The sequence below is a fragment of the Klebsiella sp. P1954 genome (genome assembly GCF_018199955.1).
GTDB lineage: Bacteria > Pseudomonadota > Gammaproteobacteria > Enterobacterales > Enterobacteriaceae > Klebsiella > Klebsiella pneumoniae.
The window spans coordinates 770,020-785,518 of the sequence record NZ_CP073373.1 but is presented as its reverse complement, the minus strand read 5'-3'; the positions used below and the strand labels follow the sequence as shown (position 1 = coordinate 785,518).

The window sequence follows — 15,499 nt, the reverse complement described above, 5'->3', positions numbered from 1 at the left end:
GAGAATCAGGGTATGCCATCCCTGAGATAAAGGAGGAGCTATGTCGTCAACCCTACGAGAAGCCAGTAAGGACACGCTGCAGGTCAACGAGAAAACCTGGCATTACTACAGCCTGCCGTTGGCGGAGAAGCAGCTGGGCGAGATCAGTCGACTGCCCAAGTCGCTGAAGGTGCTGATGGAGAACCTGCTGCGCTGGCAGGACGGTGACTCGGTAACTGAAGAAGATATTCGCGCCCTGGCCGGCTGGCTGCAACAGGCCCATGCCGACCGGGAAATCGCCTACCGTCCGGCACGCGTCCTGATGCAGGACTTTACCGGCGTGCCGGCGGTAGTGGATCTGGCCGCCATGCGCGAGGCGGTGAAACGCCTTGGCGGCGATACGGCGAAGGTTAATCCGCTATCGCCGGTTGACCTGGTTATCGACCACTCGGTGACCGTTGACCGCTTCGGCGACGACGAGGCCTTCGAAGACAACGTCCGCCTGGAAATGGAGCGGAACCACGAACGCTACGCTTTTCTGCGCTGGGGGCAGCAGGCCTTCAGCCGCTTCAGCGTGGTGCCGCCGGGCACCGGTATTTGCCACCAGGTGAACCTGGAATACCTCGGCCGGGCGGTCTGGAGCGAGGAGGTGAACGGCCAGTGGATGGCGTGGCCGGATACGCTGGTGGGCACCGACTCCCATACCACCATGATTAATGGTCTTGGCGTGCTGGGCTGGGGCGTGGGCGGGATTGAAGCGGAAGCCGCTATGCTGGGCCAGCCGGTGTCAATGCTGATCCCCGATGTTGTGGGCTTTAAGCTCAGCGGCAAACTGCGCGAAGGCATCACCGCCACTGACCTGGTACTGACGGTTACCCAAATGCTGCGTCAGCATGGCGTCGTCGGCAAGTTTGTTGAATTCTACGGTGACGGCCTGGATACCTTACCCCTTGCCGACAGGGCGACCATCGCCAATATGGCGCCGGAGTATGGCGCCACCTGTGGCTTTTTCCCTATCGATGACGTAACGCTCAGCTATATGCGTCTCAGCGGCCGTAGCGAAGAACAGGTCGCGCTGGTGGAAGCCTACGCTAAAGCCCAGGGCATGTGGCGCCAGCCTGGCGATGAGCCGGTCTTTACCAGTACCCTGGCGCTGGATATGAGCAGCGTCGAAGCGAGCCTCGCCGGGCCGAAGCGACCGCAGGATCGCGTGGCGCTGGGCGATGTTCCGAAAGCCTTCGCCGCCAGCGGCGAGCTGGAGGTTAACCACCTTCAGCGTCAGCGTCAGCCGGTTGACTATACGCTGAACGGGCATCACTATTCGCTACCGGATGGCGCGGTGGCTATTGCAGCGATTACCTCCTGCACCAATACCTCTAACCCCAGCGTGTTGATGGCCGCCGGCCTGCTGGCGAAAAAAGCCGTCGAACGCGGCCTGCAGCCGCAGCCGTGGGTGAAAGCTTCCCTGGCCCCAGGCTCGAAAGTGGTGTCGGATTATCTGGCCCATGCCGGCCTGACGCCTTACCTCGACCAGCTCGGCTTCAATCTGGTGGGATATGGTTGCACCACCTGTATCGGTAACTCCGGTCCATTGCCTGAACCTATCGAAGAAGCGATCAAAAAAGGCGATCTGACCGTCGGGGCAGTGCTCTCCGGTAACCGTAACTTCGAAGGGCGTATTCATCCGCTGGTGAAAACCAACTGGCTGGCCTCGCCGCCGTTGGTGGTCGCCTATGCGCTGGCGGGGAACATGAATATCGACCTCACCCGCGAGCCGTTGGGACAGGGCAAGAATGGCGAGCCGGTCTATCTGAAAGATATCTGGCCGAGCGGGGAGGAGATTGCCCGCGCGGTGGAACAGGTCTCCACCGAGATGTTCCGCAAAGAGTACGCAGAAGTGTTTTCCGGCACTGAGGAGTGGAAGGCGATCAAGGTGGAGGCGTCAGATACCTACGACTGGCAGGAGGACTCGACCTATATTCGCTTGTCGCCGTTCTTTGACGAGATGGGCGCCGAGCCGCTGCCGGTAGAGGATATTCGCGGCGCGCGGATCCTCGCCATGCTGGGCGACTCAGTCACCACGGACCACATTTCGCCGGCGGGGAGCATCAAAGCCGATAGTCCGGCAGGCCGCTATCTGCAGGAGCATGGGGTTGCCCGGCGCGACTTTAACTCCTATGGTTCCCGTCGCGGTAACCATGAGGTGATGATGCGTGGCACCTTCGCCAATATCCGCATTCGTAACGAAATGGTCCCAGGGGTGGAAGGGGGCATGACCCGCCATCTGCCGGATCCTGAACCGATGGCGATTTACGATGCGGCGATGCTGTACAAGGCTGAGGGCACACCGCTGGCGGTGATTGCCGGTAAGGAGTATGGCTCAGGTTCCAGCCGTGACTGGGCGGCGAAGGGGCCGCGCCTGCTGGGGATTCGGGTAGTGATCGCCGAGTCCTTCGAGCGTATCCACCGTTCCAACCTGATCGGAATGGGCATTTTGCCGCTGGAGTTCCCGCAGGGCGTCACCCGCAAAACGCTGCGGTTGACCGGAGAAGAGCGGATTGACATCAGCAATCTGCAGTCGCTTCAGCCTGGCGCTACGGTGCCGGTGACCTTGACTCGCGCTGACGGCTCGCAGGAAGCGATCCCTTGTCGGTGCCGTATCGACACGGCGACCGAACTCACCTACTACCGCAACGACGGCATCCTGCACTACGTTATTCGTAATATGCTGTGAAACAAAGGGCCAGCATCGCTGGCCCTTTTTCGGTTATTCCACCGGTTTATTCTGTCGGCTTGCTGTTCAGCAGATGGCCCATCTTGGCGGCTTTGGTGTCCAGATAGTGAGCGTTTTTCGGGTTACGCCCGACGATCAGCGGCACCCGCTCCACAATGTTGATCCCGGCTTCGGTAAGAATTTCCACTTTTTTCGGGTTATTGGTTAATAACCGCACCTGCTCAACGTTGAGCAATTTGAACATGTCGGCGCACAAGGTGAAATCGCGCTCATCGGCGGCGAAGCCAAGCTGATGGTTCGCTTCGACAGTGTCGTAGCCCTGATCCTGCAGCGCGTAGGCGCGGATCTTATTCAATAAACCAATGTTGCGTCCTTCCTGGCGGTGATACAGCAGGATCCCCCGACCTTCTTCAGCGATATGCGACAGAGCCGCTTCCAGTTGAAAGCCGCAATCACAGCGCAGGCTAAACAGGGCATCGCCCGTCAAACACTCTGAATGTACGCGGGCGAGGACCGGCGACTGCCCTGATATATCGCCATATACCAGCGCGACATGATCCTGTCCGGTTGCCAGTTCTTCAAAACCCACCATCAGGAAATCGCCCCAGGGGGTTGGCAGTTTGGCTTCTGCCACACGTTTAAGCTGCATGTGATTCTCCAGATTCTGTCAGCACCTGACTGTGCTTTCTGTTTCCCGCTATTTTGCCACAACGCCTGGACGTTCTCCTAATCGCGAACGGTTAGCCGTGTGGAAAGCGCACAAACGATCTACTTTCCGCTATGATGTTCATCTACAAGGAGAAGGAGAGAAAATGCTGTTGATAGCCCGACGAACTGCTCTCGCGGCGGCGCTGCTGCTGGTTATGCCCCTCACGGTCTGGCTTTCCGGGTGGCTGTGGCAGCCTGGACTGCCGGTTGCCATGTTGAAAAGCCTGTGGTGGGTGACGGAAACGGTGACCCAGCCGTGGGGAATTATCACTCATGTCGTGCTTTGCGGCTGGTTCCTCTGGTGTCTGCGCTTTCGGCTGCGCGCGGCGTTGATCCTGTTCCTTATCCTTGCCGCCGCTATCCTGGCGGGACAGGGGGCGAAATCCTGGGTCAAGGCGCGGGTCCAGGAGCCGAGACCGTTCGTCATCTGGCTGGAAAACACAAGGCAGGTGCCGGTGACGCAATTCTACGCGTTAAAGCGTAAAGAACGCGCTAAACTGGTGCATGAACAGCTGGCGCAGGCGCAGGACATTCCGTCATTTTTACGCAAACACTGGCAGAAGGAGACGGGGTTTGCTTTCCCGTCAGGTCACACCATGTTTGCCGCCAGCTGGGCGTTACTCGCTGCGGGGCTGCTGTGGCCGCGTCGCCGCTGGGGCACAATCGCGGTGCTGCTGGTGTGGGCGACGGCGGTGATGGGCAGTCGCCTGGCGCTGGGCATGCACTGGCCGCTGGATCTCATCGTCGCCACGCTGATCTCCTGGCTGCTGGTCACGGTGGCCTGCTGGCTGACGCAGCGCCTTTGTGGGCCGCTCTCGCCGCCCGGAGAAGAGGCGCAGGATATTAAAAAACGGATGCCTGAAGCGGAATAATGTTGATTTTAGCGGCATCCGACCGCATATCCTGAAGAGTTGCCATGCTTTTTCATTCCACCGCTGCGGCGAAAATGATACTTTATAGGGCTGAAAGCGGGCTTTTTTCGCGCAACCCACATAACGGGAAGTCATGTGAAATATTTACTCATTTTCTTACTGGTGTTAGCAATCTTCGTCATTTCAGTGACGCTGGGGGCGCAGAATGACCAACAGGTCACTTTCAACTATTTACTCGCTCAGGGTGAATTCCGCATATCGACGCTGCTGGCGGTGCTGTTTGCCGCGGGCTTTGCCATTGGCTGGCTGATCTGCGGCCTGTTCTGGCTGCGGGTGCGTGTCTCACTGGCGCGCGCGGAGCGGAAAATTAAGCGTCTTGAGCATCAGATTGCCCCCGTCAGCCCGGCGGCTGTCGACGCAGGCGTGCCTGCGGTGAAGGAATAACCTCTTATGCTGGAGTTGTTGTTTCTGCTTTTACCCGTTGCCGCCGCTTACGGCTGGTACATGGGGCGCAGAAGTGCACAACAGTCCAAACAGGACGATGCGAGCCGCCTGTCGCGAGATTACGTGGCGGGGGTTAACTTCCTGCTCAGCAACCAGCAGGATAAAGCCGTCGACCTGTTCCTTGATATGCTGAAAGAGGATACCGGTACCGTTGAGGCGCACCTGACGCTCGGTAATTTGTTCCGTTCGCGCGGCGAAGTCGACCGCGCGATCCGAATTCACCAGAGCCTGATGGAAAGCGCGTCGTTAACCTACGATCAGCGCCTGTTGGCGGTGCAGCAGCTGGGACGGGATTATATGGCCGCCGGACTGTATGACCGCGCGGAAGACATGTTCAAACAGCTGGTGGATGAGACCGATTTCCGCCTCGGCGCGCTGCAGCAACTGCTGCAGATTTACCAGGCGACCAGCGACTGGCAGTCGGCTATTGAAGTGGCTGAACGGCTGGTGAAACTGGGGAAAGAGAAACATCGTGGCGAAATCGCCAACTTCTGGTGCGAACTGGCCCTGCAGCAGATGGCAGCCAACGATCTGGATAAAGCGATGGCGTTGTTGAGAAAAGGCGCAGCCGCGGACCGCAACAGCGCCCGGGTATCGATCATGATGGGCCGGGTGTGGATGGAAAAGGGCGACTACGCCAAAGCGGTGGAGAGCCTCGAGCGGGTTATCGATCAGGATAAAGAGCTGGTGGGTGAAACGCTGGAGATGCTGCAGACCTGCTACCAGCAGCTCGGCAAAACCGATGAATGGGAAGTTTTTCTGCGCCGCTGCGTGGAGGAGAACGCCGGGGCGACCGCCGAACTGATGCTGGCGCAGATCCTTGAGCAGCGGGAAGGCGTCGAAGCGGCGCAAAACTACGTCACCCGGCAGCTGGAACGCCACCCGACCATGCGCGTCTTCCATAAGCTGATGGACTACCATCTCAACGAAGCGGAAGAAGGGCGGGCGAAAGAAAGCCTTGGGGTGCTGCGAAACATGGTTGGTGAGCAGGTGCGCAGCAAACCACGCTATCGCTGCCAGAAATGCGGGTTTACCGCTCATACACTCTACTGGCATTGTCCGTCCTGCCGCTCGTGGGCGACCATTAAACCCATTCGCGGTCTCGACGGCCAGTAAAGCCAAAAAAAAGCCCTCCGTTAGTTACAACATACTTATCGCTTCACTCCTCTCCAGGCGCGGCCCCGGCAGCGCCATCGTCCGGTTAGGGCAGGTACGGCAGTCTGTTATTTTGTTCGCTTCACAGGTAGAATGCTGCCCGTTTACCTTTTTTGCGCCACCCCGGCGCCCATCAACACTAAGGTCTGGTCATGACGTCTACAGCTATCCCATCTTCCCGCGCTGTCACATCCTCTCCCGTTGTGGTTGCGCTCGACTATGATAATCGCGATAAAGCGCTGGCATTTGTCGACCGCATCGACCCGCGCGACTGCCGCCTGAAGGTGGGCAAAGAGATGTTCACCCTGCTGGGCCCGCAGTTTGTCCGCGATCTGCATCAGCGTGGGTTTGAGGTGTTCCTGGACCTTAAGTTTCACGATATTCCCAACACCACCGCCCGCGCGGTGGCCGCAGCGGCTGAGCTGGGCGTATGGATGGTGAATGTCCATGCTTCCGGCGGCGCGCGAATGATGACCGCCGCGCGCGAAGCGCTGCTGCCGTTTGGCAAAGATGCGCCGCTGCTGATCGCTGTCACGGTGCTCACCAGCATGGAGTCCAGCGATCTACAGGATCTGGGCATTACCTTATCTCCGGCTGACTACGCGGCGAAGCTGGCGGCGCTGACCCAACGCTGCGGCCTTGATGGGGTGGTGTGTTCAGCCCAGGAGGCGGTGCGCTTTAAGCATGAGCTGGGGCAGGCGTTTAAGCTGGTGACCCCGGGGATTCGTCCGCAGGGCAGCGACGCTGGCGATCAGCGGCGAATTATGACTCCTGAGCAGGCTCAGGAAGCTGGGGTAGACTATATGGTGATTGGTCGCCCGGTTACTCAGTCGGCGGATCCAGCCGCGACGCTGCGGGCGATCAACGATTCTCTGCGCAAGGGGGCATAATGAGCGATTCCAACAGCCGTCTGGTCTACTCCACCGAAACCGGGCGTATCGACGAGGCGAAACCGGCGCCGGTGCGCCCGAAAGGCGACGGCATTGTGCGGATCCAGCGCCAGACCAGCGGCCGCAAGGGCAAAGGCGTCTGTCTGATTAGCGGGATTGATGCCGACGATGCTGCGCTAACCGCTCTGGCGGCAGAGTTGAAAAAGAAATGCGGCTGCGGCGGCGCGGTGAAAGATGGCGTGATCGAGATCCAGGGCGATAAGCGGGATTTACTCAAGTCGCTGCTTGAGGCGAAAGGGATGAAGGTCAAGTTAGCCGGTGGCTGATCGCTATTTTCCCTCTGCTCCAATGGTCTGGTTGAAATAACAAGGCCGCGGTAAATGCCGCGGCCTTGAATGATTTAACGTGCGTAAGTCAATTCGTGTGAATTATTCTTTTATTTCGTCAGATAATTAAATTATTTGCCGACCTGGTGACCAATAATACCACCGACTGCTGCGCCACCCAGGGTACCGAGCGCGCTACCGTCAGTTAACACCGCACCACCGATAGCGCCGGCGCCAGCGCCGATAGCCGTGTTACGATCGCGTTTAGACATGTTAGAGCAAGCGCTCAGAGACATTGCTACAGTGACAGCCAGAACGACAGCAGCCATTTTTTTGCTCGTTGAAGTCATCATTTTTTTTCTCCTGAATAATCTATTCATGGATTACAGCGCTCCTTTAAGCATAGCCTGATAAAGCAGCTTTAGGGCAATTCCATGAAGTTAAGGTGCGCAGGTGTCACGAAAATCACGCAGGTGATAGTCACTTCCTGTTATATCGCTAATAATAATTTTACTTTTTTTAAAATTTATCGTCAGGTAAAAAGTCTTAATTAGCGGCTCGGAATACTCTCAGAGCGATAAAGCGCCCCTTCCGGCGCTTTGGCAGGAGATGGGGCGGCGGAGGATCAGATGTAGGGCACGATATCGACGGTCAGGCCGCTGCGGAGCAATTGTTCGCGACAGGCGTCCGGTAAGCGATCGTCGGTAATAACGCGATTAAAGCGGCCGGCGGGACCGAGCGGATAGGGATGTACCGCGCTGAATTTTGAACTGTCGCTAAGAATAATTGCCTCACAATGCTTCTCCAGCACGGCGTTCACCACGTCCGCACGCATCATATCGCGGCCGGTAAAGCCGGTTTCCGCCTGCCAACCGTCGATCCCGATGAAGGCTTTGCTGAAATGCACCTGCTGGATGAACTGACGGGTTAGCGGACCGACCATACTCTCACTACGTTTCTGATAAATTCCGCCCAGCAGGATCACCTCTCCTGGGGTCTCTTTCAGCAGATGGGCGATATAGCTGCTGACGGTAATGATGGTGATATCGCCGCGCTCGGCCAGCGTACGCGCCAGCAGGGCATTGCTGCTGCCGTTTTCGATAAATACCGTTTCACCGGTATTCACTAGCGCCGCAGCCCGGCTGGCCAGCTCACGCTTAATGGCGAAATGGGTCATCATGCGGGTTTCGACATCTTCGCTGTCCAGCGGTACGGCATAGCCATGAGTACGGCGCAAATAGCTCTGCTTTTCCAGCAAATTCAAATCCTGACGAATAGTAACCTCAGAGACACCGGTCATCTTCGCCAGATCGGCGACGCTCATGCGGCCTTTATCGATGACCACTTGCAAAATACTTTGTTGTCGGGCGTTCATAGCAACATCACTGTTAGGGGGCTATATGGCGAGCAACCGGTCCATATGGCCGGCTGCGGCATGGCTGATATTCAGATTTCCCAGGGCGCCTTGGGTTGGTTTTGTTGTTCAGCATCGTCCGCTGCCAGCGCCAGCAGCTCCGCTTTGAGGATCTCCAGATTATGGATCGCAGAATGGTAATCACCGGCAACCAGAATATCCAGCACGGTATCGATACGTTGAGCGAGCAGGTGGGCATTCACATCTGACATGGCATTATCCTGGTAACAAAAACGAATGAAATCAATGATGCTAAAAATGAATGAAAAAGAGAAGCGAAAAAAACGCACAACCTTAATCGGTGCGACGGAAATGGCTGGATAGAGAGGAAAGAAGCAGCGGTTCCCGCAGGAACCGCTGTGAAGGGGCGTCAGACCGCCGGACGCGCAATAATGCTGCGGGTTTCCATGCGAACTTCAGCGATAGTGACATCGATAACGTCAGTCACTTTATAGACTACTTCACCTTTGATCTGCACGGTACCGTTCTCCTGACTGCACACCAGTTCGTCGCGCACGGCGTGGAGGAACGGGGCCGGAATAAAGGCGACCGCGCCATTGTCCACCAGACGCACGCGCATCCCGCCGCGGCTGACGTCGATGATCTCCGCCGCGAAGCGGGTATCGGTCCCGGCTTTATCGTTGAGGAAACGGGCGTACAGCCAGTCGGCGACGTCGCGCTCGGCCATCCGGTTGAGACGACGGCGCTCCGCCATCTGCACGGTGGCTTCATCCTGGGGACGCGCAATGGTCTCGCCTTTAATGATGGCTTTCAGCAGACGGTGGTTGATCATGTCGCCATACTTACGGATCGGCGAGGTCCAGGTGGCATAGGCTTCAAGCCCAAGACCAAAGTGCGGGCCCGGCTCGGTGCTGATTTCCGCAAACGACTGGAAGCGGCGAATGCGGCTGTCGAGGAAACCGGTCGGCTGAGCGTCCAGTTCCCGGCGCAGCTTGCAGAACCCTTCCAGGGTGAGCACTTCCGTCGGGTCGACGTGCACATCATGGGTTTTCAGCAGGGCGGCCAACTGCTCGGTATTCGCCGGGTCGAAACCGGTATGAACGTTATAAACGCCGAAGCCGAGCTTGTCGCGCAGAACGCGGGCGGCACAGATGTTGGCGGCGATCATCGACTCTTCGACAATGCGGTTGGCAATGCGACGCGGTTCCGCGACGATATCCAGCACTTCGCCTTTTTCGCCGAGAACAAAACGGTAGTCCGGACGGTCTTTGAACACCAGCGCATGGGTCTGACGCCATTCGCTACGACGCTGGCACACGTCCTTCAGCAGCGTAATTTGCTGCGCGATCGCCTCGCTGTCCGGCTGCCAGCTGCCGCGGCCTTCCAGCCAGTCAGAGACGTCGTCATAGGCCAGCTTGGCTTTCGATTCGATGGTGGCGGCAAAGAACTCGATATTGTCTTCGATGGTGCCATCGGCCGCCAGGGTCATCCGGCAGGCCAGCACCGGGCGCACTTCGTTAGCGCGCAGGGAGCAGAGGTCGTCCGACAGCTCGCGCGGCAGCATTGGAATGTTGAAGCCCGGCAGATAGTTGGTAAAGGCGCGCACTTTTGCGGCGTTATCCAGCTTGCTGCCTTCGGCAATCCAGGCGGTCGGGTCGGCAATGGCGACCGTCAGCAGCAGTTTGCCATCAGCAGTGGACTCGGCATACAACGCATCGTCCATATCTTCGGTGCTGGCGCTGTCAATGGTGACGAAGTCGAGGGTGGTTAGGTCGCGGCGCGTCAGCCCCTCGTCGAGCATCTCGGTGGCGACGCCGTCCGGTGCCTCTTTCTCAAGATTATGGCGCGCCAGGGTTACCCACCATGGGACGAAGTGGTCGTCGCTAAAAGTGATGAACTGCGTCAACTCGGCGTAAAATCCGCGGTCGCCTTTTAATGGATGACGGCGCATCTCGGCGACGGCCCAGTCACCCTGTTTAAAATCGTGCTCAACGCCGCGGGCGGCGCGGCAGGGAATGGCGTCTTTCAGCAGCGGATGGTCAGGAACGATAGCGAGGCGATCGTCTTTCTTCTGGACTTTACCGACAAAACGAGTCAGGAAGGGCTCAACCAGCGATTCCGGCTCGGCGCTTTCGCGTTCTTTTTCAGAATGGATCACCGCGACGATACGGTCGCCATGCATCACTTTTTTCATCTGCGGCGGCGGAATGAAGTAGCTCTTCTGAGCGTCCACTTCGAGGAAGCCAAAGCCCTTTTCCGTGCCCTTAACGACCCCTTCCGCGCGCGGCGTCTGGGAATGCAGTTGCTGTTTAAGCTGCGCTAGCAGCGGGTTATCCTGAAACATAATTAGGTATTTTCGTGGCTAAAAGAGCGGCTGACATTTTTACGCGAATATGCCTGCCGCAGCAAGCGCTGTTTCAGCAATTTACGTCTGCTGACGCACATTGCCGAGGGCGATTTTCAGACGATTCATCCATCCGCACAGCCCGCTCCAGATCAACAGATCGATTGCTTGTTGCTCAGAGAGTCGATATTCCGCGAGGGGCGTTAACTGGGCGGCGCTAAACCGGTCAGGCGAGCGGGTTAACAGCTGCACCGCGGTCACGAGAGACCGGGCCTGAGGATGCTGCTGGAGCCAGTGATGGAGGGCCTGGTCGCCCTCCCGCAGATGGCTGGCGAACTCCTCTTCACCCTGCCAGTGGGGGAGCCAGGCGTCAAAGCAGGTGGGGCTGCCATTGGTGCGCGCCGTGAGTAAGGCGACCTGCGGGCCAAAGGTATCATCCGTGCTGAGCTGGCGGATCAAGGTCTCCAGAGGCGCGAATAACTGTGGGTCGCAGGCCAGCAGCGGCGCCAGCTCGCCCAGACCGGGCAGCGACTGCCAGCCGGCGATGCGCCGCTGACGCTCATCATCGGCATACTGCAGGTCGGGATCCGCAATGTCTGCCTGCCATGCTCCCGGCGGCGGGGCGAACAGCTCCGCGGGTGACTCCTCTTGCTGGGGCATACCGGGGATCCAGCGCACCGGAAAGCCCTGGGCCGCCTGCAGGACGGCAATCGCCCGCGCCTGGAAGCCGACGAATCCGATAATCTGGTTGAACAGAATAATGTCCCGACTGGTTAAGCCCACTTCGTCCAGCTGGCTACGGGAGAGAGCATTAATAACCGAGGGCGAACCGGCAAGCTGACGAGCATATTGCGTGATTTGCGCCAGACGACGGTTGCTCTCGCGCGAGGAATCGGGGCCTGGCAGGGGAGCAAGGCGGGCGGCGTAGTGGTTACACAGCCGCTGGACGCCGTAGACCTGGGCGACGGTGAGCGCGGTGCTGAGTCGATCGTAAGCGGTAAAGGTCTGCAGGCGACTCACCGCCACCTGGTCGGGAAACAGCAGTTCGGCCAGCTGGCGTGCGGGGTGTAGCCAGTCAGCGTGGGCACGTAGCCAGGCGGCCGGCAGCGTCAGGTCCAGCAAAAAGCGGTCTTCAACATGGGCGGCTTCAGGGACGAGCGGCAGGACATCCACCGGGCAGATTGTTGACTGGGTTTCGTGATACCAGTGATTTTTGCCATTCACGCGGCGTGGCTCCATGGGCTTTCCTTGTTCGGTATGTGGCGAACCGCCGTTCCGCGGATCGTTTATGCAGAACTATCCTGGCGTAACCCGGAAGCAGGAGAAAATATTGATACGTGCTAACAAATAGCCGATTGGAATAACAGGTGGGGCGTAAGGCGTGGGGGATGGAAGAACCCTCCTCACCGGGGCGAGGAGGGGAAGGAACTTATTTCAGTTCCAGCTCGTTCATGGCGGCGATATTGAACCCGCCGTCAACGTGAACGACTTCACCGGAGATCCCCGCAGACAGGTTGGAGCACAGGAAGGCTGCGCTGTTACCCACATCTTCAATGGTGACGGTGCGACGGATCGGGGTGACCGCTTCGCAGTGCGCCAGCATTTTACGGAAATCTTTAATACCGGACGCGGCCAGCGTACGGATAGGACCGGCAGAGATGGCATTGACGCGAACGCCTTCCGGACCCATGGCGTTAGCCATATAGCGGACGTTAGCTTCCAGAGAGGCTTTGGCCAGACCCATCACGTTATAGTTCGGGATCGCGCGCTCTGCGCCCAGGTAGGAGAGCGTCAGCAGAGCCGAACCCGGGTTCAGCATGCCGCGGCAGGCTTTGGCCATTGCCACGAAGCTGTAAGCGCTGATGTCGTGCGCGATTTTAAAGCCGTCGCGAGTGACAACGTCAACGTAGTCGCCGTCTAACTGGTCAGCCGGGGCAAAACCGATTGAGTGGACGAAACCATCGAATTTTGGCCAGACTTTTTCCAGCTCGGTGAACAGCGCGGTGATGCTCTCATCTTCAGCAACGTCGCACGGCAGCACAATGTCAGAACCCAGCGCGGCAGCAAACTCTTCTACGCGACCTTTCAGTTTCTCATTCTGATAGGTGAATGCCAGTTCCGCGCCTTCGCGGTGCATTGCCTGCGCGATGCCGTAGGCGATGGACAGTTTGCTGGCGACGCCAGTGATCAAAATGCGCTTACCGGAAAGAAAACCCATAGCTTTAATCCTTATCGTTATTGCTTATTTTTACTTTAACAATCATAACGTTAACATTGTTATTTCAAAATAACTCAAATTTAGCCGGGAATTATATCCCACTGACGACCCCTTGTGTCACGATATTTTTCAGCCGGTCCGCGCCGCGCGGGGCAAAAGTACATCGCGATAGCTGCAGTATATCATCTCTCCTGACGATTATTTGAGCGCGATCTCCGCCAGCAGCAGGCGTCCATTGCTGCCCACGGGACGCAGATTCCGCGGCGATCCACCGCGCCAGCAGAGGCCGCTGCCGGCCGCGCAGCGTCGCCCGGCCAGATCCCACTCGCCTTGTAGAACATAAGCGACCCCCTCGCTGGCAGGGCATTGCAGGTCGCTAACGACCTGAACTGTCGCCGACGCGCACCCGCGCTGAGTCATGATATTGAAGTCCAGCCCTGGCGCAACGATCCCGACGCTGGACAGCGCCCATTCGCCGGGGAAAGCCCACGGCTGCCAGAGCGCCAGCGGTTGGTCGATATTCTCGCCACACAGCCGTAGCGGCTGCCCCGCCAGCAGAGTAATGACCCGGTCGACGCCAGGAAAGGGGGAGAAAGGGCCATCCGCCTGCAGGGTGGCAATACTCGCTCGCCAGAGAAAAGGGGCATCTGGAGCGGGTACGCAGATGATTTCGCGCGTCTCTCCGCCGCCGTTTTTCCACGGCGTGACGGGGAGCGTCGAAAGTTGAAAAGGGACCATCATGGGCAGCATACCTTAGTTAATCGCTTCCGGCGTCAACAATAAGCACCGCCTTGAGCTAGTTTAGTAACTTTCTGCAATACAAATATTTTACATATTCGTCACAAAATGAGAGTGCATGCAAGGCGGTGAGTTGTCAATGCTTGTATATACAAGAACGATTGAGTGAGGTGATATTAATAACTTGAGTGAGGAACCTATGTCTTCGTTTTCGTCTACAGACGGGCAGTCAAAGAGCAATTATGCTGGAATGAGTGAAAGGCGGTCGATTGATTACATCCCGGAAAGCGAACGGCATGGACACCCTTTTAGCCAGTTCACCCTTTGGTTTGGCGGCAATCTGCAAATTACGGCGATTGTCACTGGCGCTTTAGCCGTTGTGCTGGGCGGCGATGTAGTGTGGTCTCTGGTCGGGCTGCTGGTCGGTCAGATGCTGGGGGCGGCGGTGATGTCTCTGCATGCGCTGCAGGGACCGCGACTGGGACTTCCGCAAATGATCCTTAGCCGCGCCCAGTTTGGGGTTTTTGGCGCGGTGGTGCCGCTGGTGCTGGTTTGCGTCATGTATATCGGTTTTTCTGCCAGCGGCACCGTATTGGCCGGGCAGGCAATGGCCAAACTACTGAATATCAGCCACGTAGCCGGGATGCTGATATTCAGTGCGATTATTATCGTTATCGCCGTCCTCGGTTATAAGGTGATCCACAAGCTGGGCAAACTGGCGAGTATCGTCGGAATTCTCGCCTTCGTTTATATGTTCATCACGCTGCTACTTTCGGCCGATCTCAGTGCGCTCGCGCACAATAACCATTTTTCGCTGCCGACGTTTTTATTAGCCGTATCGCTCTCCTCATCGTGGCAGATCGCTTTTTGCCCCTATGTATCCGACTATTCGCGCTACCTGCCACGCGATGTTTCCGCCACGAAAACGTGGTGCTCAGTGTTTTTCGGCACCGTATTGGGTACCCAAACGTCGATGACGCTCGGGGTTCTGACAGTGGCCATTGCCGGCAGCGCGTTCCCTGGTCACGAGGTGAGCTATCTGGTGGGATTAGGTAAGAGTCAGGCGATGGCCATGGTTATCTATTTCGCCATCTGTTTTGGTAAAATTACCTTCACTACCCTCAATGCGTACGGCAGTTTTATGTCGCTGACCACCATTGTTTCCGCCTTCCGCCGGCAAACCGTGCTGTCGCAAAAGTGTCGCATTGCATTCGTGGTGCTGATGGTGACGGCTTCCTGCATTATCGCGTTGCTTAGCGAACCCGCTTTCTTAAAGCATTTCACGCATTTTCTTCTGTTTCTGCTGGCGTTCTTCGTGCCGTGGAGCGCCATCTGTCTGACGGATTATTATCTTATCTCGAAGGGCGCCATCGATATTCCGGCGCTAAGCGACCCGCAGCAACGCTACGGGTTCTGGAACCTGTACGCGATCACCCTGTATATCGTCGGTGTGCTTATCCAGTTGCCGTTCATTGAGAACCCGTTGTTCCATGGTTCGCTCACGTGGATCTTCGCCGGTAACGATGTCTCATGGATAATAGGCTGGTTTGGCACCGGGGTTCTTTACTACGCGCTGCGCCGCTTTGACCGCCGGTCGCTGCCGGCGCAGAGTCTTTTCCCTTCTACCTGAATGACAAGGGCGGCGTGAGGGCCGCC

Annotated in this window: 15 protein-coding genes; 7 read left to right on the top strand and 8 right to left on the bottom strand. The window is 57.7% G+C overall.

Annotated features, from left to right (window positions below):
• Positions 1-40: 40 nt before the first annotated feature.
• Positions 41-2,713 (top strand): aconitate hydratase AcnA, encoded by a 2,673-nt coding sequence (gene acnA / locus KB890_RS03930; protein WP_004179474.1) that lies wholly within the window; start codon positions 41-43, stop codon positions 2,711-2,713.
• 46 nt (positions 2,714-2,759) lie between these two features.
• Here the strand turns inward: acnA and ribA are convergent, their stop codons facing one another.
• The gene (gene ribA / locus KB890_RS03925; RefSeq protein ID WP_002901778.1) at positions 2,760-3,362 is read right to left on the bottom strand and encodes a GTP cyclohydrolase II; all 603 of its coding nucleotides are present in this window, start codon (positions 3,360-3,362) and stop codon (positions 2,760-2,762) included.
• Between the two features lie 163 nt (positions 3,363-3,525).
• On the opposite strand from ribA, the gene pgpB reads away from it, so the two are divergent.
• From pgpB to yciH, 5 genes are all read left to right on the top strand, one after another.
• A complete protein-coding gene (pgpB, locus tag KB890_RS03920) occupies positions 3,526-4,293 on the top strand; it encodes a phosphatidylglycerophosphatase B (RefSeq protein ID WP_002901779.1) in 768 nt (255 codons plus the stop codon).
• A 135-nt stretch (positions 4,294-4,428) separates the two neighbouring features.
• Complete coding sequence (locus KB890_RS03915; RefSeq protein WP_002901780.1) at positions 4,429-4,737, top strand: LapA family protein; 309 nt, start codon at positions 4,429-4,431, stop codon at positions 4,735-4,737.
• Between the two features lie 6 nt (positions 4,738-4,743).
• Positions 4,744-5,913, top strand: coding sequence for a lipopolysaccharide assembly protein LapB (lapB, locus tag KB890_RS03910; protein ID WP_004140292.1), 1,170 nt, complete (start codon positions 4,744-4,746; stop codon positions 5,911-5,913).
• Positions 5,914-6,104: 191 nt separating this feature from the next.
• A complete protein-coding gene (pyrF, locus tag KB890_RS03905) occupies positions 6,105-6,842 on the top strand; it encodes an orotidine-5'-phosphate decarboxylase (protein ID WP_004151907.1) in 738 nt (245 codons plus the stop codon).
• Complete coding sequence (gene yciH / locus KB890_RS03900) at positions 6,842-7,168, top strand: stress response translation initiation inhibitor YciH (protein ID WP_002901782.1); 327 nt, start codon at positions 6,842-6,844, stop codon at positions 7,166-7,168. The genes pyrF and yciH overlap by 1 nt, the downstream gene beginning before the upstream one ends.
• Positions 7,169-7,299: 131 nt before the next feature.
• Here yciH and osmB read toward each other — a convergent pair whose 3' ends face one another.
• The 7 genes from osmB to KB890_RS03865 all read right to left on the bottom strand — a co-directional run bounded on the left by osmB (position 7,300) and on the right by KB890_RS03865 (position 13,846).
• Positions 7,300-7,518, bottom strand: a complete 219-nt coding sequence (gene osmB, locus KB890_RS03895; protein WP_002901783.1) for an osmotically-inducible lipoprotein OsmB — start codon at positions 7,516-7,518, stop codon at positions 7,300-7,302.
• A gap of 275 nt (positions 7,519-7,793) precedes the next feature.
• Positions 7,794-8,543 carry a DNA-binding transcriptional regulator YciT gene (locus tag KB890_RS03890; RefSeq protein ID WP_002901785.1) on the bottom strand — a complete coding sequence of 250 codons (750 nt, stop codon included), beginning with the start codon at positions 8,541-8,543 and terminating at the stop codon, positions 7,794-7,796.
• A 71-nt stretch (positions 8,544-8,614) separates the two neighbouring features.
• Positions 8,615-8,794 (bottom strand): YciZ family protein, encoded by a 180-nt coding sequence (locus KB890_RS03885; RefSeq protein WP_002901786.1) that lies wholly within the window; start codon positions 8,792-8,794, stop codon positions 8,615-8,617.
• A 158-nt stretch (positions 8,795-8,952) separates the two neighbouring features.
• Entirely contained in the window at positions 8,953-10,887 is a 1,935-nt protein-coding gene (locus KB890_RS03880) for an exoribonuclease II (RefSeq protein WP_004179478.1), read from the bottom strand.
• Positions 10,888-10,968: 81 nt separating this feature from the next.
• Positions 10,969-12,126 (bottom strand): CMD domain-containing protein, encoded by a 1,158-nt coding sequence (locus tag KB890_RS03875; RefSeq protein WP_020324875.1) that lies wholly within the window; start codon positions 12,124-12,126, stop codon positions 10,969-10,971.
• A gap of 190 nt (positions 12,127-12,316) precedes the next feature.
• Positions 12,317-13,105 carry an enoyl-ACP reductase FabI gene (fabI, locus tag KB890_RS03870; protein WP_004140277.1) on the bottom strand — a complete coding sequence of 263 codons (789 nt, stop codon included), beginning with the start codon at positions 13,103-13,105 and terminating at the stop codon, positions 12,317-12,319.
• Between the two features lie 198 nt (positions 13,106-13,303).
• On the bottom strand, positions 13,304-13,846 hold the full coding sequence (locus KB890_RS03865) for a HutD/Ves family protein (RefSeq protein WP_004196433.1): 543 nt from the start codon (positions 13,844-13,846) through the stop codon (positions 13,304-13,306).
• 247 nt (positions 13,847-14,093) lie between these two features.
• Between KB890_RS03865 and KB890_RS03860 the strand changes: the two genes are divergently transcribed.
• Positions 14,094-15,473 (top strand): purine-cytosine permease family protein, encoded by a 1,380-nt coding sequence (locus KB890_RS03860; protein ID WP_020324868.1) that lies wholly within the window; start codon positions 14,094-14,096, stop codon positions 15,471-15,473.
• The last annotated feature ends 26 nt before the right edge of the window (positions 15,474-15,499 follow it).